Origin of the sequence: Bacillus siamensis KCTC 13613 (genome assembly GCF_000262045.1) — a bacterium.
In the GTDB taxonomy this organism is placed as follows: domain Bacteria; phylum Bacillota; class Bacilli; order Bacillales; family Bacillaceae; genus Bacillus; species Bacillus siamensis.
The window spans coordinates 1-22,240 of sequence record NZ_AJVF01000021.1 but is presented as its reverse complement, the minus strand read 5'-3'; the positions used below and the strand labels follow the sequence as shown (position 1 = coordinate 22,240).

At 47.6% G+C, this 22,240-nt stretch carries 15 protein-coding genes and 2 pseudogenes; 9 read left to right on the top strand and 8 right to left on the bottom strand.

What is annotated here, in order from left to right:
• The first annotated feature begins 21 nt into the window (after positions 1 to 21).
• Positions 22 to 1,257, top strand: a complete 1,236-nt coding sequence (gene putR, locus Y79_RS0105655; RefSeq protein ID WP_016936810.1) for a proline utilization transcriptional regulator PutR — start codon at positions 22 to 24, stop codon at positions 1,255 to 1,257.
• 205 nt (positions 1,258 to 1,462) lie between these two features.
• Entirely contained in the window at positions 1,463 to 2,473 is a 1,011-nt protein-coding gene (locus tag Y79_RS0105650; RefSeq protein ID WP_016936809.1) for an NAD(P)/FAD-dependent oxidoreductase, read from the top strand.
• 33 nt (positions 2,474 to 2,506) lie between these two features.
• On the opposite strand, the gene cobA is transcribed toward Y79_RS0105650, so the two are convergent.
• From cobA to Y79_RS1000000121670, 4 genes and pseudogenes are all read right to left on the bottom strand, one after another.
• On the bottom strand, positions 2,507 to 3,946 hold the full coding sequence (gene cobA, locus Y79_RS0105645) for a uroporphyrinogen-III C-methyltransferase (protein WP_016936808.1): 1,440 nt from the start codon (positions 3,944 to 3,946) through the stop codon (positions 2,507 to 2,509).
• Between the two features lie 47 nt (positions 3,947 to 3,993).
• Positions 3,994 to 4,314 carry a nitrite reductase small subunit NirD gene (gene nirD / locus Y79_RS0105640; protein WP_016936807.1) on the bottom strand — a complete coding sequence of 107 codons (321 nt, stop codon included), beginning with the start codon at positions 4,312 to 4,314 and terminating at the stop codon, positions 3,994 to 3,996.
• A 20-nt stretch (positions 4,315 to 4,334) separates the two neighbouring features.
• Entirely contained in the window at positions 4,335 to 6,752 is a 2,418-nt protein-coding gene (nasD, locus tag Y79_RS0105635) for an NADPH-nitrite reductase (protein ID WP_016936806.1), read from the bottom strand.
• Positions 6,753 to 6,861: 109 nt separating this feature from the next.
• Positions 6,862 to 7,000: pseudogene (locus Y79_RS1000000121670) on the bottom strand (hypothetical protein); the annotation flags it as partial.
• A gap of 147 nt (positions 7,001 to 7,147) precedes the next feature.
• On the opposite strand from Y79_RS1000000121670, the gene Y79_RS0105630 reads away from it, so the two are divergent.
• From Y79_RS0105630 to Y79_RS1000000120680, 5 genes and pseudogenes are all read left to right on the top strand, one after another.
• Positions 7,148 to 8,350, top strand: a complete 1,203-nt coding sequence (locus tag Y79_RS0105630; RefSeq protein WP_016936805.1) for a GTP-binding protein — start codon at positions 7,148 to 7,150, stop codon at positions 8,348 to 8,350.
• Positions 8,351 to 8,413: 63 nt separating this feature from the next.
• On the top strand, positions 8,414 to 9,550 hold the full coding sequence (locus Y79_RS0105625; RefSeq protein WP_029575240.1) for a zinc-dependent alcohol dehydrogenase: 1,137 nt from the start codon (positions 8,414 to 8,416) through the stop codon (positions 9,548 to 9,550).
• Positions 9,551 to 9,566: 16 nt separating this feature from the next.
• Positions 9,567 to 10,001, top strand: coding sequence for an RDD family protein (locus Y79_RS0105620; RefSeq protein ID WP_016936803.1), 435 nt, complete (start codon positions 9,567 to 9,569; stop codon positions 9,999 to 10,001).
• Positions 10,002 to 10,117: 116 nt separating this feature from the next.
• Positions 10,118 to 10,396 (top strand): YckD family protein, encoded by a 279-nt coding sequence (locus tag Y79_RS0105615; RefSeq protein WP_411810548.1) that lies wholly within the window; start codon positions 10,118 to 10,120, stop codon positions 10,394 to 10,396.
• Between the two features lie 135 nt (positions 10,397 to 10,531).
• Positions 10,532 to 10,768: pseudogene (locus Y79_RS1000000120680) on the top strand (family 1 glycosylhydrolase); the annotation flags it as partial.
• A gap of 150 nt (positions 10,769 to 10,918) precedes the next feature.
• On the opposite strand, the gene comJ reads toward Y79_RS1000000120680, so the two are convergent.
• From comJ to hxlA, 4 genes are all read right to left on the bottom strand, one after another.
• Entirely contained in the window at positions 10,919 to 11,317 is a 399-nt protein-coding gene (gene comJ / locus Y79_RS0105600) for a competence protein ComJ (RefSeq protein ID WP_016936799.1), read from the bottom strand.
• A gap of 21 nt (positions 11,318 to 11,338) precedes the next feature.
• Positions 11,339 to 11,776, bottom strand: coding sequence for a NucA/NucB deoxyribonuclease domain-containing protein (locus tag Y79_RS0105595; RefSeq protein ID WP_016936798.1), 438 nt, complete (start codon positions 11,774 to 11,776; stop codon positions 11,339 to 11,341).
• Positions 11,777 to 12,132: 356 nt separating this feature from the next.
• Positions 12,133 to 12,690 (bottom strand): 6-phospho-3-hexuloisomerase, encoded by a 558-nt coding sequence (gene hxlB, locus Y79_RS0105590; protein ID WP_016936797.1) that lies wholly within the window; start codon positions 12,688 to 12,690, stop codon positions 12,133 to 12,135.
• Positions 12,687 to 13,322 (bottom strand): 3-hexulose-6-phosphate synthase, encoded by a 636-nt coding sequence (gene hxlA / locus Y79_RS0105585; RefSeq protein ID WP_016936796.1) that lies wholly within the window; start codon positions 13,320 to 13,322, stop codon positions 12,687 to 12,689. The genes hxlB and hxlA overlap by 4 nt, the downstream gene beginning before the upstream one ends.
• 232 nt (positions 13,323 to 13,554) lie before the next feature.
• On the opposite strand from hxlA, the gene hxlR reads away from it, so the two are divergent.
• Positions 13,555 to 13,917, top strand: a complete 363-nt coding sequence (gene hxlR, locus Y79_RS0105580; RefSeq protein WP_016936795.1) for a transcriptional activator HxlR — start codon at positions 13,555 to 13,557, stop codon at positions 13,915 to 13,917.
• A gap of 591 nt (positions 13,918 to 14,508) precedes the next feature.
• A partial coding sequence (gene srfAA / locus Y79_RS0105575; RefSeq protein ID WP_016936794.1) for a surfactin non-ribosomal peptide synthetase SrfAA occupies positions 14,509 to 22,240 on the top strand: 7,732 nt, incomplete at its 3' end.

The following is a 22,240-nucleotide window of genomic DNA, read 5'->3' as shown; positions in this document are numbered from 1 at the left end:
AAGAGCATAGGAGAAATAGGTATGGAAGAGCTTTTAGAGAGAGTTTTTTCATTTACGGACATTGATAAATTAATTGATTTCATCAGTTACGAATTGCAGAAGCCCGTCATTCTGGAAAGTGCGGATTTCTTTTTGCTTGCCTATAATTCTTATTACATTAATCACTTCGACTCCGCCAACCAGCAGACGATATTTTCAAAAAAATGCCCCGTGCAGATTTTTGAGAGGTTTCTGAAGGACGGGGTGATCGAAAAACTGAAAACCGTTCCTGAACCGTTCCGTGTTGAAAAAATAGACAGTATCGGGCTGAATCAGAGAGTGGTCGTAAGCGCAAAACATAAAGGGGAAGTGATGGGCTACATCTGGATTCAGGAGCTCGACCGCGACTTGACGGACGAGGAGCTCGACTTTTTATATGAAACCTCATTCCATGTCGGAAAAATCATCTATAAAACGAACCGGCTGAAACAGGAAAAGGAAGAGAGAGCGGAAGACCTGGTGAAACGGGCGATCTTTCAGCAATTCTCGTCTGAAAAGGAGTTCAGGCGGGAGGCGGAAAAGATGAACGCCGTGCTGCCGTCGGTTTTCTCGGTGGTTGTCCTGCATGCCGCAAATGGGGATGGGGAGGCAGTCGAAGATTTGAAGGAAAATATCAAATCGTACTTGAATTTGCGGGATAAAGTCAGTCACGTCTTAACCATTGATTCCAATATTGTCATCGTCGTCGCAAGCTTCTCGCAAAAAAGCTCCGGCACTTCGGCAGCATCTGAATTCATCCACAAACTGCTGACTCATTTTCACTTTCAGAAGATCCCCACTCCCATCTATATCGGAATCGGCAATGAATACAGCAGCATCCTGAAGCTCGGGAAAAGTTATATAGAAGCCCTTGAAGTCATAAAGGCCGCAGAAATTACCGGAAACCAGGAAAATATCCCGTATGAATACAGCAAGCTCGGGATCTACCGCTATCTTGAAAGCATCGAAGAAAAAAACGCCTCACTGGAATATGTAAACCATGATTTAGCTTTATTAAAAGCCAAGGATAGAGAAAGCAGCACCGAACTGCTGAAAACGTTAGAAATCTATCTCCTCAATAACTGCAAAACAAAACCAGCCGCAGAACAGCTTTTTATTCATCAAAACACATTGAACTACCGTATCAAACAGATTCTTGACATGACATCAATTAATTTAAACGACTTCAGGACAAGGTGCCAGCTGTATCTTGATATCATGCTGATGAAAAAGAAATAAAAAAGAAACCAGTCTCCGTACTGGTTTCAGCTTTAATACCCTCCTCAACCTCAACATCTCATTGGACCGTGCTTCTTGAATCTCCATCCTTTTCCGCAAGATGAGAACTGAACAAACACTGTTTCCCGATGTATGGTATACTTTTATTGATATTGATTCTCAATTGAAAATGTTTGAAGTATAGATATAAACGGGAGGCAGAATAATGGCGGAAAATCATGAGGTGTATGACGTCACGATTATAGGCGGGGGCCCGATCGGCCTGTTTACGGCTTTTTATTGCGGGATGCGCGAGCTGAAAACGAAAGTGATTGAATTTTTGCCGCGGCTCGGGGGGAAAGTGTCTATGTTTTTCCCGGAAAAAATCATCCGTGATATCGGCGGAATTCCGGGGATCACCGGGGAACAGCTGATTAAGCAGCTGAAGGAGCAGGCGGCGACATTTGAGCCGGATATCGTGTTGAATCAGCGGGTGACCGGATTTGAGCGGCTGAATGACGGGACCATTGTGCTGGAAAGTTCCGAAGGGGAAAAGCACTATACACGCACCGTGATTTTGGCTGTCGGCATGGGAACACTTGAGGTCAATGAGCTCAACAGCGCGGATGCGAGCCGTTATTCAGGGAAAAACCTTCATTATAAAGTGGAGAAGCTGGATGCGTTTGAAGGTAAGCATATCGTGATCTCCGGAGGGGGAGATGCCGCGGTTGACTGGGCGAATGAGCTGGAACCGATTGCGGCGTCTGTTACCGTCTTGCACCGCCGTGAGGAGTTCGGCGGTTTAGAAAGCAGCGTGGCGAAAATGAAGCGGTCTTCCGTGCGGGTGTTTGCGCCGTATCGTCTGAAGCATCTCAACGGCACCGGGGAACGGATCGAGAGCGTCACCGTTTGTCATACCGAGTCTGGCCATTCTGAAGACATCAAGGTTGATGAGCTCATTATCAATCACGGGTTTAAAATTGATCTCGGCCCGATGAAGGATTGGGGGCTTGAGATAGAAGAAGGCAGGATTAAAGCCGACAGACATATGCGGACGAATCTTCCGGGCGTGTTTGTTGCAGGTGACGCCGCCCATTATGAAAGCAAGCTCAGATTGATTGCCGGCGGCTTCACGGAGGGACCGACCGCCGTGAACAGCGCCAAAGCCTATTTGGACCCGCAGGCGGATCAGATGGCGATGTATTCGACTCATCATAAGAAATTGGTGACACAATAAAAAAGGGAATGGCCCCCGATGTTGAGCCGGGGGTCAGCTGTGAACGAGCATGTCTTTCATTTCATTTTGTATAAACGCAAATAACTGTTCCTGATTTTTCACGGCGGTAAATCCGTAACCGGCGGGTATGTCTTCACCGATGCAGATGACGGGAGGGCGGTTTGCTGTCGGATTCAGTGATATGCCGATCTGTTTTCCGGCGCTGAGCAAATGCTGAGCGGATTCTTTGCCCGGACAGATAATCATTTGCAGAGGAGACTCACTGATTGTGCGTTCGATCATCGAAGTGAACCGCTCATCTGCGATATGTTCATGAGTGATATAAAACGGGCATGATACTGAGTCTGGCATGTTTTCTGCCGCTTGACGGCTTCCGACAATGAGCGAATGCGGAGAATCACCTTGATGGCCGGATAGGCGGAAGCCCCGTTTTGTCAGTTCCGTCTTTGCCGCTTCAGTCGCCGCATTCAGGCTTGCTGTCACCCGGCGGATGTCAATCTGCTTGAAAGCCAGTGTGTCAAAAAATTCACAGACCGCGTGGCGTGATGTGAAAAAGATCTGTTCAAAAGTGCTGATCCGCTTCAGGATGTTTTCGTTAGCGGGCATTTTTTTAACAATCCGCTTCGGCCATTCGATAACATCAGCGCCATACTCGCGCAGCCTGCCTGTCAATGTATGTTCATCATCGCCATGAGTGACCACCATGATATGCCGCCCGATGAACGGTTTGCTTTCAAACCAGCTATATGTTTGAAGATTTACGATATCTCCGATGACGATAATGGCGGGGTTGGTGATGTTTTGGCTTTGTACTTTTTCATAAATATCCTGAAGCGTTCCTTTTACGCTGCGCTGCCGCCCCCATGTTCCCCATTGAATGACGAGTACGGGGACGGAGGGGGATTTCCCGTGCTCCATAAGCTGCCGGCATATAAATGACAGATTTTTAACCCCCATGTAAAACACAAGCGTTTGAACGCTTCGAGCCAGCCCTTCCCAATCGAGATTCGGCCGGCCTTGTAATGATGTATCATGAGCAGTGATCATGGCGAAGGACGAAGCGCAATCACGATGGGTGACGGGGACGCCCGCATACAGCGGCGCCGCGATTCCCGAGGTGATGCCGGGCACCATCTCGTAGCGGATGCCGTGCCGATGAAGCGCCTCCGCTTCTTCGCCGACTCTGCCGAACACGCTTGGGTCTCCGCCTTTCAAGCGGACTACGGTGAAGCCTTCCGCCGCTTTTTCAATCAGCAGGGCATTTATCTCCGACTGTTTCATAAAATGGCGATCGGGCAGTTTTCCGCAATAAATGAACCGGCAGTCTGGAGAGGCATATTCAAGAAATATTGGGTTTGCAAGCCGGTCATACAAAATGATATCCGCTTTCTCCAGAACCTGTTTCCCTTTTACTGTCATCAGCCCCGGGTCTCCAGGTCCGGCACCGACAAAATATACAATTCCGTTTCTCATGATGACGTCATCCCTTCATCTGTTTAAAAAGTGATCCGACACTTTGATCAATACAGGAGGTATACATTCTCTCCTTCGATCAGTGTTTCGTATGTTTTAATACAGCCATGATCCGGCTCTTGGACTTTTCCGTCTTCTAAGGAAATTTTCCAGTCATGCATCGGGCAGAAGACGTATTCTCCGCTGACGATGCCTTCAGCCAGGACGCCCCCTTTATGAGGGCAGCGGTTTTCGACGGCGCGGACGCTTCCGTCAGAAAGCTTAAATACGGCAAGCTCTTTCTCTTCTATATATACGGTTTTTCCTAACTCCTCAGGTAATTCGTTTAACCTGCCTATGCAAACCTTTGTCATATCTTTATTAACCATGTCCGTTCCTCCTTACTGTTTTATGAAGTCGTGACGACATTTTCAAATAAATCTTTAGAAGCTTTTTTATCTTTAAGGAAATATTGCCACGGATCTTTGTGAACAGAGAGTGTTTCATTCATTCTGTCGTTGAGTTCCTGCCGTTTTTCCGGATCGCTCAATACAGATTGGACATGGGATAAACCGATGCGCTCAAGCCATGCGGATGTGCGCTCCAAGTAGTTAGCCGTTTCTCTGTAGTACTGAAGGTAAGCGCCTGCATATTCTAAGACTTCTTCATTCGTTTTCACTTTCATCAGCAAATCACCGGCGCGCAAATGAGTTCCGCCGTTCCCGCCGGCATAAAGCTCCCAGCCTCCGTCGATGCCGACAACACCAAGGTCTTTAATGCCGGACTCCGCACAGTTCCGCGGGCAGGCAGACACGGCCATTTTGACCTTATGAGGCGTATTGAGCCCTTCGAATTTTTTCTCTAGCGCAATGCCCAGTGCCATGGAGTCCTGCGTGCCGAAGCGGCAGAATTGTTCGCCTACACACGTTTTTACCGTGCGGAGTGTTTTTCCGTACGCGTAGCCTGAAGGCATATCAAGCTCGGCCCATACTTTCGGCAGGTCTTCTTTTTTGACGCCGATGAGATCAATTCGCTGGCCGCCTGTCATTTTAACGAGCGGGATCTCATATTTGTCGACGACATCGGCGATCTTGCGGAGATCCTGAGAGTTGGTCACGCCGCCGTACATCCGGGGCACGACTGAGTATGTTCCGTCTTTTTGAATATTGGCGTGCATCCGTTCGTTCACAAAGCGGGATGTTCTGTCATCCTCGTATGTAGACGGATTGATCATGCCCAAGTAGTAGTTGAGGGCAGGCCGGCATTTGGAGCAGCCCTCCGGCGTTTTCCAGCCGAGCACGTTCATGATTTCTCTCGTATGTGATAGCCCTTTGGCTTTGATTTCTTCTACGACTTCATCTCTCGAAAGCGAGGTGCAGCCGCAAATCGCTTCTTTTTGCGCGGATGCGTCAAATTCTGAGCCCAGTGTATATTGAAGAATGTCTTCCACGAGCGGTTTACAGCCTCCGCAGGAACGGGATGCCCCAGTGCATGCTTTGATTTCGTCCGTTGATGTGCAGCCTTTTTCCTGAATGGCTTGAATAATCGCGCCTTTTGATACACCGTTGCAGCCGCAGATGATTTCATCGCCGCTCATCGCCGCGGTCATGCTTGCGCCTGCTTCCTGGTCAAGAGGCTGTAAGATGGATATCTTGGAAGTTTCGGAGATATCGGCTTCTTTTTGAATCATTGAAAACAGGCGGCTGCCCTCGCTGCTGTCTCCGAATAAAACAGCGCCGACAATTTGATTGCCTCTCAGGACGATTTTTTTATAGATGCCGTCCTGCTCATCAAAAACTTTAATCGCTTTTTTCTCCTCTGATTCGTTAAAGTCACCGGCAGAGAATACCTCGACGCCTGATACCTTTAATTGAGTGGAGAGAACGGAGCCTTCATACGGTTTTGTTTCAATGCCGCAAATATGTTTGGCCAGCACTTTTGCCTGTTCATAGAGCGGCGCCACAAGACCGTATGCGATTCCGCGATGCTCGGCACATTCACCGACAGCGTAAATGTGCGGGATTTCAGTCTGCATATAATCGTTAACAATGATTCCGCGGTTAACCGGAATGCTGCTTTCCGCGCCAAGCTGTGTATTCGGGCGGATGCCGACCGCCATGACGACTAAATCAGCTTCGATGCTTGTGCCGTCTTTAAAGCGTACGCCTTCGACACGGTCAGTACCGACAATTTCTTCGGTTTGCTTTTCAAGTAAAAAGGTCATGCCTTGTTTTTCTAATTCGTTTTGCAGCAGGCGCCCTGCAGTTGGATCAAGCTGGCGTTCCATCAGGTATGGAGCGAGGTGGATGACAGACACGTCCATTCCGAGATTCAGCAGCCCGCGAGCGGCTTCCAAACCAAGCAGTCCTCCGCCGATGACGGCTGCTTTTTTATATTGTTTTGACGCGGCAAGCATTGTGTCGGTATCTTTTATGTCCCGGAATGCCGTGACGCCTTTTTTATCTGCGCCCGGAATCGGAAGGATAAAAGGGACAGAGCCTGTCGCCAGGATGAGTTCATCATAGGGCTGGATTCTGTCTGCATCTGTAATGACTGTTTTGCTATCCTGGTCCACTTTGATGACTGTTTCACCGGTATGCAGCTGAATGTTGTTTTCTTTGTACCAGTCCCAATCGTTTAATGTAATATCTTTAATATCTGTATCGCCTTGAAGCACTTTTGACAGAAGGATTCGGTTATAGTTGGGATGAGGTTCGGCCCCGAATATTGTAATCTCGAATTCGTCTTTTGAAACACGCAGTATTTCTTCAATCGCTCTTACCCCGGCCATTCCATTTCCAACAAGGACTAGCTGTTTTTTTCCCATCAGATGATCCGCTCCTTACCTGTGTTTTCTTTAGCGTAGCACAGCGAAAACAGATATTTAAGATACATGTTATGAGATGTAACAAAAAATACTAAAAAATCTAAAAATTTTATGAAAAATATATTGGTCTGATACGTGCAGCGCACATCTTAAAACCGGGCATTTTTACAGTCCGGATTCAAGGCTTCACCAATTAAATCGTTGACGTTTTGCGTGTCAGACCAATGGATGGGGACAAACATTGTATGATGTCTGACTTTTACTTGATTTTAAACAGAGAATGCAACAGAATAAATAGTAACAATTACGATTTACTACACTGTACATATTAGTTGAACAGAGACAGTCACAGATAATAAATCGTAATCATTCTATTTTATTAGGAGGCTATTTTTATGGAGAAAATTCCGGTTACAGTATTGAGCGGCTATCTTGGTGCTGGAAAGACGACAGTTTTGAATCATATTTTACAAAACCGCAACGGTTTAAAAATTGCTGTCATCGTTAATGACATGAGCGAAGTAAACATAGACGCGGGCCTGGTGAAACAGGGAGGGGGCTTATCACGGACAGACGAAAAACTCGTAGAATTATCCAACGGCTGTATCTGCTGCACGCTGCGTGAGGATCTATTAGTCGAAGTTGAGAAACTCGCCAAAGACGGCAGGTTTGATTATATCGTGATTGAATCAACAGGGATCAGTGAACCGATTCCCGTTGCCCAGACATTTTCTTATATAGATGAAGAAATGGGCATTGATCTGACAACATTCTGCAGGCTGGACACAATGGTTACCGTGGTAGATGCAAACCGCTTCTGGCATGACTTCCAGTCCGGTGACAGCCTCCTTGACCGGAAAGAAGCTGCGGGAGAAGAGGCTGAACGGGAGATTGCCGACCTATTAATTGATCAAATTGAGTTTTGTGATGTGCTTATTTTAAATAAGTGCGACATGGTGGGCGAAAAAGAGCTTGAACAGCTTGAAACAGTTCTTCGCGCATTACAGCCCCGTGCCAAGCTGATCCGATCCGTCCGCGGAGAAGTGCCTGCCGAATGCATTTTGAATACCGGTTTATTTGAGTTTGAAGAAGCGAGTTCATCAGCAGGATGGATAAAGGAGCTGACGGCAGGCCATGAAGCGCACACTCCGGAAACAGAAGAGTATGGAATCACTTCGTTTGTGTATTCACGGCGTCTGCCGTTTCATACCGTTCGTTTTGACAGCTGGCTGCATCACTCAATGCCTGACAGCATTGTGCGCGCAAAGGGAATTGCCTGGTGCGCAACCCACAACAGCTTCGCGCTGCTGATGTCTCGGGCGGGTCCGGCGGTCTCAGTTGAGCCTGTCTCTTATTGGGTGGCGGCGATGCCGAAACTTGAGCAGGAGCAGATCAAACAGCAGGAACCGGAGATTCTGGAGGATTGGGACGCTCAATTCGGAGACCGTCATACGAATCTGGTATTTATCGGGATTGATTTAGATGAAGCAGCCATTACAAAGGAATTAGATCAGTGTCTGCTCACGCCGTCTGAGTTCGATTCTGACTGGTCTCAATTTGAAGATCCTTTTCAATGGGATATTCAGCGGGCTGAATAACATACCGGCCAAGTTTAGAAGCATGTGAGAAGGGAAGGAGTGATGAAAAAGGAGCTGAACAATGTGAAAGCACTGACATACCAAGGAAAAGAACATATGGAAGTGAAAGAAGTCCCTGCACCCGTCATTCAAGATGAGAGGGATGTCATCGTTCGAATCACCGCAACCGGAATTTGCGGTTCAGACCTTCATTTATATAAAAACGGAATACCCGCTGATCCGGGTTATATCGTTGGACACGAGCCAATGGGAATTGTTGAAGAAACGGGCAGTCAAGTGAAAAAGCTGAAAAAAGGCGACCGGGTCGTGATTCCTTTTAACATCGGCTGCGGAGAATGTCATTATTGCAAGCACCAGATGGAAAGCCAGTGTGATGAATCAAATCCCAATCCTCATACAGATGCCGGCGGCTTATTCGGTTTCTCGGAGTTTAACGGTAATTATCCCGGCGGGCAGGCTGAATATTTACGAGTGCCCTATGCTGATTTCTCTTCTTTTCTGGTTCCGGCAGACAGCGAGCTAGAAGATGAACAGGTACTGCTTCTGTCAGATGTCATGCCGACCGCCTTTTGGAGCGTTCAGCACAGCGGAGTGAAAAAAGGAGACACAGTCGTTATTCTGGGCTCAGGTCCGATCGGTTTAATGGCGCAAAAATTCGCTTGGAAAAAAGGCGCAAAGCGGGTCATCGCAGTCGATCAAGTCCCGCACCGCCTTGAACATGCGAGACGCATAAACGGAGCAGAGACCTTCAATTTTTCAGAGCATGAAGAGATCGGGAAACTGCTGCATGAACAAACGTCAGGGGGCGCGGATGTTGTGATTGATTGTGTCGGAATGGACGGCACGCCGCTTTCAAAAGAAAAAGAAAAGCAAAAACCGAATCAGTTCGGAACCATCAGTCCGATTCTGACAGCGTCAGAAGCCGTTAAGAAGTTCGGTACTGTTCAGCTCACAGGCGCATATATTTCCGAAGCGGACGGTTTTCCGATCGGTGATTTTTTCACGCGCAACGTTTCTCTAAAAATGGGCCAGGCACCCGTTATCCATCTGATGCCGATGCTGTATCAAATGGTCGAACAAAATGAAATTGATCCGACGGATATTATTACGCACAAAATGAGTCTTGCGGAAGCCCCTGCTGCATATGATATATTTGACAAAAAAGAAGATGGCAACATTAAAGTGATTTTGAAGCCATAGAGCGAGGGGAAACACAATGAATATTTACAGACCGGCGGGATTTTGGATCAGATTGGGAGCCGCAGTACTCGACTATTTAATTATTTCAGTGCCTTTGGCGATTATTTATATGCTGGCAACGGGAAAAGATCCGGAGGAGAGCGCAATGATCAGCATCATTTTGACTCTTTATTCTATCTTGCTTCCTGTATACTGGAACGGTTATGTTATCGGCAAAAAGATCTGCGGTATCCGCATCGTCAAAAAAGACGGCACTCAGGTAGGCTTTCTCACTATGATTTTAAGAGTGCTTGTGGGCGCCTTAATTTATGGTGTGACGTTAGGAATCGGTGTGATCGTGAGCGCATTTATGGTCGGAATGAGAGAAGACAAACGGTCGATCCATGATTTTGTGGCAGGAACGTATGTTACATACGCATTGCCGGACGAATCGATTGAAAAGAGCGAATAATTTCGCTCTTTTTTTGCATAAAAACTGGATGGAGGCACAACATATAACAAACGCTAAAGGAGGAAAAAGTCATGAAAAAAGCTGCGTTATCATTGGCTGCGTTTTTCATTACGGCAATGATTTTCATAATGCCGGCACATGCCGCTGAAACAAAAATGCCTTCAACAATGTCACTTACAGTACAGCAGAAAAAAGAAATTGAATCTCTTGAAAAGGAAATACTCGAAAAACGTAAACATGTCATTTCCAAATATGTTGAATACGGTGTCCTGCCGAAAGAAAAAGCAGAGCATATTAAACAGCATATGGACAGGCGCTTTAACATGATGAAACAAAACGGCTTTATCCCGAAGCCTCCCCCTCATAAATTGGAGAAGCGGCATCATCATTCTTAAGCATCCGGCAAGATGGGTGCTTTTTTTTGTTTTATCGGGATTGCTCTGGAACGCGTTTCATCACCTATGATATCAAATCAGACGCATCAGGAGGATGAAACACATGATACATGAAAAAACGGGTTTTTCCCGGATATATTTCTATGGGGATCGGCATCAACTGCCTATCGGGTTGCAGGGAGCCTGGAATACAGACGGTAAGGGTCCCTAGTCTGGGACCATTTCACAAAAATATCAGGTAAAACGTTTAAAGGCTCAAACGGCGATACAGCAGCCGGCCATTATGAACGTTATAAAGAAGATGTCGCCTTGATGGCAGAAATGGGTTTGAAAGCTTACGGCTTTTCTGTCAGCTGGCCGAGGATTTTTCCAAGCTTCGATTATTCACCGGCTTATCCGCTTACAAGTCACCCAGAAGACAAAACCTTTGAAGTTTTTACTGGTATCGGAACGTGATCGAAACAAACGGTAAGAGTTTATAAGAGTTCCCTGAGAGAAATATGTTTCTCTCAGGGTTTTCTTTTACATTGAGGCCGCATCGATAATATACGTATCTGCATGCAGATCGGATAATTCGGCAGGCACTGAATAACAAGTAAGGCTGTATCGGCCTTTCGGAAGATCGAAGAAAAGCCGTTTTGACATCACGCTTTCAATCTCAATTCCATCTTTTACAGCTTCAAATGAAACAGCCGCTTTTTTCTCATAGGATGGTACCGGTTCATTTGTATTAAGCCTGAGGACAATAAATGCCTTCGTATTTCTCCTTGCTTCAAATGAAACAGCTCCGTCAGCCTCCGCAAATCCTTTTTCAATAGCTTCATCCGTCCAATCGATAACAGGCGGTTCGGAATCTTTTTGGAAGATTGTAAATTGATGATAAGAAATGATAAGTTCTTGCGGTTTCCATGATTTAATCAATGCGCTGCTCCTCCTGTTTCGTTACTTGATTTTAAATAATACTCTCGTTCCGTCTGGATCATTGGTAAGCTGGTGTCCGACCCAAGAGCCGGCCCCGCGGTTGTCTGCCGGAGAAATATATTCTACGGAGGCATTGTTTCCGCCCTGTTTACAAACCGCCATGGGCCATTCATCTCTATCGTACCCCGTTTTTACAGGCACATGTTTAAGAGATTGCTCACGCCGCTTATGTACTCCGTCTCTGTCAATGGTGCATATGCTGGGATGTCCTTCTTTTATCGCGCCCTTAATATGCTTTGCTGTTTCCGGATATCGATCGGACGGAAATAGGATTACTTTGTCGTAATCGCTTTTCTGAACGGTCTGCTCGTTATCTGAGAAAATATCACCCTTGATCAGGGCCGCAACTGCTCCGGCAATGATGATAAGAACAAGCAGCAGTGCTTTTAATGTTTTCAAGAGTATCAATCACCTCCAGTTTTAAATTGCTGTAAAGCTGGTCCAAGAATAAAGCAGAATCGGCCCGCTGTAAAGCTGTTAAAAAATATTTTTCAACCTTAATTCAACTGAATATCTGTAAAACCGTCTGCACAAATCAGTTTTATCCAATAAAAAATCGGTCAGAAAGTCTTTTTCGCAGTTTCTCTATTCAGAAATGAATGATTGCGGCCGTCTGAATAATTGGCTATTATAGCGATAAGCTCACCGGCAGGGTATCTTCGTCAGCGAGTTTCCGGGTGAAGACTTGGCCGGGTGTAATCGAGCGCCGCAGGACGATAAAAAGACGGCCATCTGATAAGAAGGCCGCCAGTATATCATTCCAGATTTGCATGATTTGCAAACATGTCTGCCGAATTCAGTTCTTTTTTCTCCATGATTTTTAGAATAACCGCATCGTAAAACAGCAGGAGAGTCTGTTCAAATAAAGAGCCCATCGGCTGAATCGTCTTTCTGTCTCCGCCGGTCTCATCCTTAGGAGAGCCGGGAATCGTTATCGTAAGATCCGCAAGTCTGCCGAGACTCGAGTCAGGATTAATCGTTAATGCAGTGATGGTGCCATTAAGGCTTTTGGCTTTTTCAGCGGTATGAAGCAGGCTTTTTGTTTCGCCTGAGCCTGAGCCGATGATGACGAGACCGCCTTCTTTGAGGGGAGGGGCAAGCGTCTCACCGACGATGTAAGCGTTCAGCCCGATATGCATCATCCTCATGGCGAACGCTTTAGCCATAAAACCAGAACGGCCCGCTCCGGACGTGAAGATCTGATCTGCAGCTAAAATCTGATCCGCAAGCTTGTCAGCTTCATTGTCGGCTATTAACGCTGCAGTACGGGATAATTCATTTAGGATTTCATGTAAGTATTCCGTCGTTTTCATGATCCTTGTGTGATCAGCTGTTTCATTTTAGAAGCAGTATCCGCTTTATTGTCAGCTCCCGTAATGCCTCCGCCGACAATGATTAAATCTGGGTTTTGTTTGATGGCTTCAGGAAGCGTATCAAGTTTAATGCCTCCGGCAATTGCGGTTTTAGCGCTCTTGACTGCTTTTTTAATCGCCGTCAGTTCCTCGAATGAATTTTTTCCTTCTGCTTGAAGATCATAACCTGTGTGGACACAAATATAATCAACACCGAGTTGGTCAATTTCTTTTGCCCGTGTTTCAAGGTCTTTTACGTTGATCATATCGACGAGGATTTTTTTCTGCTGTTTTTTTGCTTCGGCAACCGCTCCTTTGATCGTCGAATCATCTGTCGCCCCTAAAACGGTGATGATGTCGGCGCCTGCTTCTGCCGCTTTCATAATCTCGTAACCGCCTGCATCCATGATTTTAAGATCGGCAAGCACTTTCAGGTGAGGAAAGGCTGTTTTCATTTCCTGCACGGCTTTCAGTCCTTCATTAATGACGACGGGAGTGCCGATTTCTACAACATCTATATATTGTTCGACCTCTTTCACAAGTTCAATTGCTTCAGGGATATTCACTAAGTCTAATGCCAGCTGTAATTCCACTGTATATTCACTCCTCTTCTTAATGTATCTACATTCTATAGAGTGCCCTGCATGTTGAAAAGTACGCACTTTAAAGTCTAATAGTTACTTTGAGGATACTGTCCCCCGCAGGCAATGTGTTTTGTCTCAGCAAAACTGCGTGGTAGTATAAATGGATGAAAGCTCTGTGAAAAAGTAAGCAAGTGTTTATAGATGATCAACGTACGAAAAGTGAGAGGAAGGAGAATAGCCCGTGAGCCGAATGGATAAGAAAACGTTTAATTGCGAAAAGGAATTGACGCTTGCCGTGATAGGCGGGAAGTGGAAAATGCTGATTATGTGGCACTTGGGAAAAGAAGGGACAAAACGATTTAATGAGCTGAAAGCTTTAATTCCTGATATTACGCACAAAATTCTTGTGAATCAGCTCAGGGAGCTGGAGCAGGATCTGATCGTTCACAGGGAAGTTTACCCTGTTGTTCCCCCGAAAGTGGAGTACTCATTAACGGAGCAAGGAGAGACCCTTATGCCGATTTTGGATGCTATGTATAAGTGGGGAAAAGAATATATGGAATTAATCAACATTGATAAAACTGCAATAAAGGAATCTTTTTGAAGCGCTCTATGGAAAATAGGGCGCTTTTTTTTGCGCGGTTTAATGAAATCATATTGCGAACGATTAAATCTCCTGTTTCGGTTCTTGCGCTGTTTTTTCCCCGTCAGCTAATATATGAAAACTATTTTCATTCTGCCATAACTGGATATTCGAAAGATTTATACTATAGTTTAAAGATTTTTAATTTTACATAAATAATATTTTTGAAAATAAATTGCGGGATGCCGCAAAATACCCTCTGGAATTGTCGGAATTTTTTTCGGTGTGCCGCATGAAACTTTTCACCCATTTTTCGGTGATAAAAACAATAATTTCATATAAAGTGAACGTAAGTAGATATATAGTAATTCATGAAGAAATAGGTAAACCCTGTTGCTTACAAACATTGGATTCTTGTCTTGATTTCTCATAAATTTGAGCCGAATTTCGGACTGTGCGGGTGAATGGATTGCGGATTTCGGCGGTGATTAAATAGGGATCGTTTTGGAGGTAAGTGGTTCTTTTGGCTTGATAATGAGTTAGGGACATTGAGGGAGGCTGTTTCTAAGGGAGAACTGACAAATTTATCTTAAAAAGGGGAGGCGCACACATATGGAAATAACTTTTTATCCTTTAACAAATGCACAAAAACGTATCTGGTATACAGAAAAATTCTATCCGAACACAAGTATTTCAAATCTTGCGGGTTTCGGAAAGCTCATTTCTGAGGACGGCGTACAAGCTCATATCGTTGAGAAAGCGATACAGGAATTCGTCCGTCGTCATGAGTCGATGAGAATCCGTCTTCGGCTTGATGATGAGGGAGAGCCCGTTCAATATGTGAGCGAATACCATCCGCTGACGATCGAGCATACAGACATCAGGCAAGCCGGCTGCTCTGCGGAAGAGCTGTCAAAATGGGGACGTGACGAGGCAAGCAAACCTCTGGCGTTATATGATCAGGATTTATTCCGTTTTTCCGTGTACACCATCAGCGAAAATGAGGTCTGGTTCTACGTTAATGTGCATCACGTTATTTCAGACGGAATTTCCATGACGATTCTGGGCAATACGATTACTGATATTTATTTGGAGCTTTCGGGCGGAGCAAGTGAGAACGAGGCGGAGATTCCTTCCTTTATCGAGCATGTGCTGACAGAGCAGGAATATGTGCAGTCGAAGCGGTTTAAAAAGGATCGGGATTTTTGGAACGGACAGTTTGAGACCGTACCGGAGCTTGTGTCTTTAAAACGGAGCCAGGCAGATGCGGGTCTTGATGCGAAACGGTTTTCTCAAGAAATTCCTCATGACCTGTACGGCCGGATTCAAACATTTTGCGGGGAGCATAAAGTCAGCGTTCTTTCCTTGTTCCAGTCAGCTCTGATCGCTTATCTCTACAAAGTGACAGGCCGGGATGATGTCGTCACGGGTACGTTTATGGGAAACCGGACGAATGCGAAAGAAAAGCAGATGCTCGGGATGTTCGTATCCACGGTGCCTGTGCGGACAAGCGTTGACGGAAGCCAGCCGTTCTTGGAATTCGTCAAAGGCCGGATGAAGGATCTGATGAAAATTCTCCGCCACCAAAAGTATCCATATAACCTGCTTGTCAATGATTTGCGTGCTTCAAAAAGTTCGCTGAGCAGATTGTTTACGGTGGCTTTGGAGTATCAAGTGATGCAGTGGCAGAAAAAAGAGAATCTGTCCTTCCTGACAGACCCGATCTTTAGCGGAAGCGGAACAAATGATATATCGATTCACGTGAAGGAACGATGGGACACTGGGAAATTGACGATTGATTTTGACTATCGCAGTGACATATTTAAGGCGGACGAAATTGCTTCTGTTTCTGAACGTTTGATCACGCTGATTGAAGATGCGATATCATCTCCTGACCGTGTAATTGATGAGCTGGCTCTTCTTTCAGAATCCGAGAAAGAGCTGCTTCTGAAGCGTGCCTCCGGCAATCCGGTCGCTTATCGCAAGGAGATGACGATTCCGGCGCTGTTTGAAGAGAAAGCGAAGGCACTGACTGACAAACCCGCGGTTGTATATGAAGGCCGGACATTGTCCTATCGCACATTGCATGAACAGTCAGGCCGTATCGCCGGACGCCTTCTTAAAGCCGGGATATCAGCCGATTCTCCTGTCGCTGTGCTGCTTGGCCGATCTGACCGTGTTATTGCGGCAATATTGGGAATTTTGAAAGCGGGCGGTGCATATGTGCCGATTGATCCTGACTTTCCGGCGGATCGGATTCAGTACATCTTGGAGGACAGCGGAGCGAAGGCTGTTCTGACAGAGGCGGGAATACAGGCGCCTGAAACGAATGCCGAACAGATTGATTTTGATGAGGCCGTTCAATATGAGACAGCCGCTGACGGTGTCTGCACACAATCAGACCGGCTGGCTTACATTATCTATACGTCCGGTACAACTGGGCGGCCGAAAGGCGTGATGATTGAACACCGGCAAGTTCATCACCTGGTTCAATCACTGCAGCAGGAGATTTATCAGTGCGGTGAACAGACATTAAGAATGGCGCTTTTGGCCCCGTTTCATTTTGATGCGTCCGTTAAACAGATTTTCGCCTCGCTTCTTTTAGGTCAGACGCTTTATATCGTGCCGAAAACAACTGTAACAAACGGCTCTTCACTGCTGGACTATTATCGTCAAAACCGGATTGAAGCCACTGACGGAACGCCTGCGCATCTGCAGATGATGGTTGCGGCGGGAGATGTCAGCGGAATTGAACTGCGCCACATGCTCATTGGGGGAGAAGGCCTGTCCGCCGCTGTTGCTGAACAGCTGATGGCGCTCTTTCATCAATCGGGCAAAGTGCCGCGGCTGACAAATGTCTACGGGCCGACGGAAACGTGCGTAGATGCGTCCGTGCATGAGGTGTCACAAGATAACGGAATGAATCAGCAGGCGGCGTACGTTCCGATCGGAAAACCGCTCGGCAACGCCCGGCTGTATATATTGGATAAGCACAAACGGCTTCAGCCCGACGGCACGGCCGGTGAGCTGTATATCGCGGGAGACGGTGTAGGCCGCGGCTATTTAAATCTTCCGGATTTAACCGCAGAGAAGTTTTTGCAGGATCCGTTTAACGAGAGCGGCCGCATGTACCGCACGGGTGATATGGCGCGCTGGCTGCCGGACGGAACAATCGAATATATCGGCCGAGAAGACGATCAAGTGAAAGTCCGCGGCTACCGTATTGAGCTGGGAGAAATTGAAACGGTGCTCAGAAAAGCTCCGGGCGCGGCGGAGGCCGTCGTACTGGCACGGCCGGATCAGCAGGGCAGCTTAGATGTTTGCGCATATATCGTTCAAGAAAAAGGAACTGAGTTTCACCCTGCCGAGTACCGGGAGTATGTGTCCAAACACCTTCCTGATTACATGGTGCCCGCTTACTTTACAAAAACGGACAAAATTCCGCTTACGCCGAGCGGGAAGGCAGACCGCAAAAAGCTGTTCGCGCTTGATGTGCAGGCTGTCAGTTCGTCAGAGTATGCGGCGCCGAGAAATGAGACGGAGAAAACGCTCGCCGTCATCTGGCAGGAAGTCCTCGGAATGGACAAGGCGGGTATTTATGACCATTTCTTCGAGTCTGGCGGTCATTCCTTAAAGGCAATGACGCTTTTGACGAAAATTCATAAGCAAATGGGCGTGGAAATCCCGCTGCAATACTTGTTTGAGCATCCGACAATCGCGGCGCTTGCCGATTATGCGGTAAGCCGAAACGAAGGGCCGGATTACAGTGCGATTAAGCCGGCTGAGAAGCAGGCGAGCTATCCGCTTTCGCTCGCCCAGCAGCGCATCTATATCGCGAGCCAATTTGAAGATGCGGGGGTCGGGTATAACATGCCGGCAGCAGCCGTTATCGAAGGCGCGTTAGACCGTGAAAAACTTGAGCGTGCATTTTCTGTCTTAATCAGCAGGCATGAAGCGCTCAGAACATCGTTTCAATCAGAGGACGGCACGCCGAGACAGGTGATTCACGAGCATGTTCCGTTTCATATTGAAATGATCGAAGCGAGCGGGAGAACGAATGAACAGGTAATGAAGGATTTTGTGCGCCGTTTTGAGCTGGCGGAGGCGCCTTTGTTCAGAATCGGCCTGCAAACGCTCGATCACAATCGCCATATGCTGCTGTTTGATATGCATCACCTGATTTCAGACGGAGTATCAATTTCCATCATGCTGAAGGAACTGGCAGAGATCTATAGCGGAAAACAGCTGCCTGACTTGCATATTCAATATAAAGATTACGCCGTCTGGCAAGCGGAACGGGCGGAAGAAGGCTACAAGAAAGAGCGGGCGTATTGGAAAGAAGTCTTTAGCGGCGAACTGCCGGTGCTTCAGCTGCTCCCTGATTACCCGCGGCCGCAGGTGCAAAGCTTTGAAGGTGACCGCGTATCAGTCAAGCTGCCGAAAGAGCTGCGGGACCGGCTGCAGAAGCTCGCCGGGAAAAACGGAGCCACCCTGTATATGGTGCTGTTATCGGCATATTATACGCTGCTTTCTAAATATTCAGGACAGGAAGACATCATCGTGGGAACACCATCGGCGGGAAGAAATCATTCCGATACCGAGGGACTGATCGGGATGTTCGTCAACACGCTTGCGCTGCGAAGCTCCGTGAAGCAGGATCAGACATTTACAGACTTGTTAGGTCATGTTCGCAAGCAGGTGCTGGACGCGTTTTCTCACCAGGACTATCCGTTTGAGTGGCTGACCGAGGAGCTGAATGTGCCCCGGGATATGAGCAGGCATCCGATATTTGATACGATGTTCAGTCTGCAAAATGCTTCGAACGGAATTCCGGAAATCGGCAATCTTACGCTGTCTCTTCATGAAACCAACTTCAATATCGCCAAATTCGATCTGACAATGCAGGCCCGGGAAACAGCGGAAGGCATTGCGCTCGATTTGGATTATTGCACGAAGCTGTTTAAGCGTTCGACGGCGGATCGCCTGCTTGCGCACTATGTCCGCCTGCTGGAGAGTGCGGCAGCTCAGCCGGATGCGAAAATCAGAGAATATGATCTGCTTTCTGAACGGGAGGCTTTGAATCAATTACAGCGGTTCAATCCGGAACGCACAGTGTACCCGAAAGAGCAAACGATCGTGCAGATCTTTGAAGAACAGGCCCGAAAGAACCCTGACCGGACGGCTCTTCAGTTCGAAGGGGAAACCCTGTCGTATCAGCAGCTGAATGAACGCGCCAACAGGCTTGCGCGGCATATTCTTTCGGTCGGAGGCGGCGGGAAAACCGCGGCTGTTTTATGTGAACGGTCAATGGACATGATTGTTTCCATTATGGCTGTGTTAAAAGCGGGGTCTGCCTATGTGCCGATTGATCCTGAGCATCCGGTTCAGCGGATTCAGCATTTCTTCCGCGACAGCGGGGCGAATGTGCTCCTGACTCAGCAAAGCCTCAAGCCGCTTGCGGAAAAGGCCGGTTTTCAAGGCGTCATTGTGCTTGCTGATGATGAGGAAAGCTATGAAAAGGACTCTCATAATCCAGCATTGCCGTTTGACTCCAAGACGATTGCCAATCTCACTTATACATCAGGAACGACGGGAACGCCGAAAGGAAACATCGTCACACATGCCAACATTTTGCGGACGGTAAAGAACACGAACTATTTGACCGTTTCTGAAGAAGATACTGTGCTCGGACTGTCAAACTACGTCTTTGACGCCTTTATGTTTGATATGTTCGGTTCGCTGTTAAACGGTGCAAAGCTTGTGATCGTCCCGAAAGATACGGTGCTGGACATGACCCGTTTGTCCCGCGTGATCAAACGGGAGAATGTAAGCATTCTGATGATTACGACGGCCCTGTTCCACCTGCTTGTTGATATGGAGCCGTCCTGTCTGACGACGCTTCGGAAAATCATGTTCGGGGGCGAAAGGGCGTCTGTTGAGCATGTCAAAAAGGCGCTTGCGGCAGTCGGAAAAGGAAAGCTGCTTCATATGTACGGTCCGTCTGAGAGCACGGTGTTTGCGACATACCATCCGGTGGATGTGATTGAAGAGGATACGCTCTCTGTTCCGATCGGAAAACCGGTCAGCAATACGGAAATCTTCATCATGGACACGGCCGGACGAATGCAGCCGGCAGGTATCCCGGGCGAGCTGTGCGTCAGCGGGGAAGGTCTCGTGGAAGGCTATTACAACCGTCCTGAACTGACGGAAGAAAAATTTGTAAAGCATCCGTTTAAGGAAGGGGAACGGATGTATAAAACGGGCGACTTGGCCAGATGGCTGCCGAATGGCGATATCGAGTTTATCGGACGTATCGACCATCAGGTGAAAATCCGCGGCCAGCGGATTGAGCTTGGCGAAATTGAGCACCAGATCCAAAGCCATGACCTGATTCAGGAATGCATCGTGCTCGCTGTGGACCAGGGAGCGGGTGACAAACTTCTTTGCGCGTATTTTGTCGGCCTCCGAGAAATCTCTTCCCAGGAGCTGAGGGAGCATACGGCGAAGGATCTTCCGGCTTATATGATTCCGGCCGTCTTTATTCAAATGGATGAACTGCCTCTTACAGGAAACGGGAAGATCGACAGACGGGCGCTGCCGATGCCTGATGTGACCGCAGCGAATGCTGTGTCATATACGGCGCCGCGCAATGAAACAGAACAAAAACTGGCGGATATTTGGGCTGAGGTGCTGCAAATGGAGCGGGTCGGCGTGCACGATCAGTTCTTTGAGATCGGAGGCCATTCGTTAGCGGGAATGAAACTGCTTGCTCTCATCCAGAAGACATTCGGCGTGCAGCTTACATTAAAGGATCTGTTCACTTCTCCGACGGTTGCGGGACTGACGCAGCTGATTGAAGGCGCTGAGCGGAAGACGGCTGAAAGCATCGTACCGGCGGCTGTGCAGGAAACGTATCCGGTTTCTTCACCGCAGAAGCGGATGTTCGTGCTTCAGCAGCTGGAAGGCGCTGAAACAAGCTATAACATGCCGTCTGTGCTCCGCTTAAAAGGGAAGCTAGATGCAGAAAAGCTGAAATCTGTCATGAAACAGCTGACAGAACGCCATGAAGCCTTCAGAACGACGTTTGACATAAAGGATGGAGAAACGGTTCAGCGTATATGGGCCGAAGCTGATATTGACATGGAATATTACGAAGCCTCTGAGGAAGACGCTGGACAAATTATTCAGAGCTTTATCCGGCCGTTCCGTCTGGATCAGCTTCCTCTCGTCAGAACGGGGCTGGTTAAGCTGGCTGAACATGATCACCTGCTGCTGTTTGACATGCACCATATCATTTCGGACGGCGCTTCAGTCGGCGTGCTGATAGATGAACTGTCCCGCCTGTATGGCGGCGAAACGCTTGAGCAGCCGCGGATTCATTATAAAGACTATGCGGTATGGCAGCAGAAATTTATTCAATCAGAGCAGTACCGCAAGCAGGAGGAGCATTGGCTTCGGGAGCTTAACGGCGAGCTTCCGGTATTGACGCTGCCGGCTGATTACAGCCGTCCGGCTGTGCAAACCTTTGAAGGAGACAAGCTGGTCTTTTCACTGACTGAAGAACAGACGTCGGCTCTTCGCAGTCTTGCGAAACAAACGGATTCTACCATGTACATGGTGCTGCTGGCGTCATACAGCGCTTTTCTCTCAAAATTGAGCGGACAGCATGACATCATTGTCGGCTCTCCGGTTGCGGGACGGTCACATGCGGATCTCGCTAACGTCATCGGTGTGTTTGTGAATACACTCGCGCTTCGGTCGTATCCGGAAGCGGACAAAACGTTCACAGATTATCTTGAAGAAGTAAAACAAACCGCTTTACGTGCATTTGATGCGCAGGATTATCCGCTTGAGGACCTTCTGCAAAAGATTGAGGTGCAGCGTGATACGAGCCGAAATCCGCTGTTCGATGCGGTATTCTCCATGCAAAACGCAAATGCTGAAGATCTGGTCATGGAAGGAATTGAGCTGAAGCACCATCCGTTTGACAGAAAAACAGCCAAGTTTGATCTGACGATGACGGCTGATGACACAGACGGAGGCTTAACGTTTGTGCTTGAATATAACACTGCACTGTTTAAACCGGAAACGGCAGAGACGTGGAAGCATTATTGGCTTCATCTGTTAGAAGCCGCTGCGGAAAATCCGGCCGCGAAGCTTTCTGAGCTTTCATTGGTGAATGAAACAGAAAAACAAGCCCTCCTTGACGCATGGAATGGAAAAACACTCTCTGTGCCGCGGGACAAAACGGTTCACCGTCTCTTTGAAGAAACGGCCGCCGGCCACGCGAACCGTCCGGCTGTGGCATACAACGGCGCGAAATGGACGTACGGCGAGCTGAACG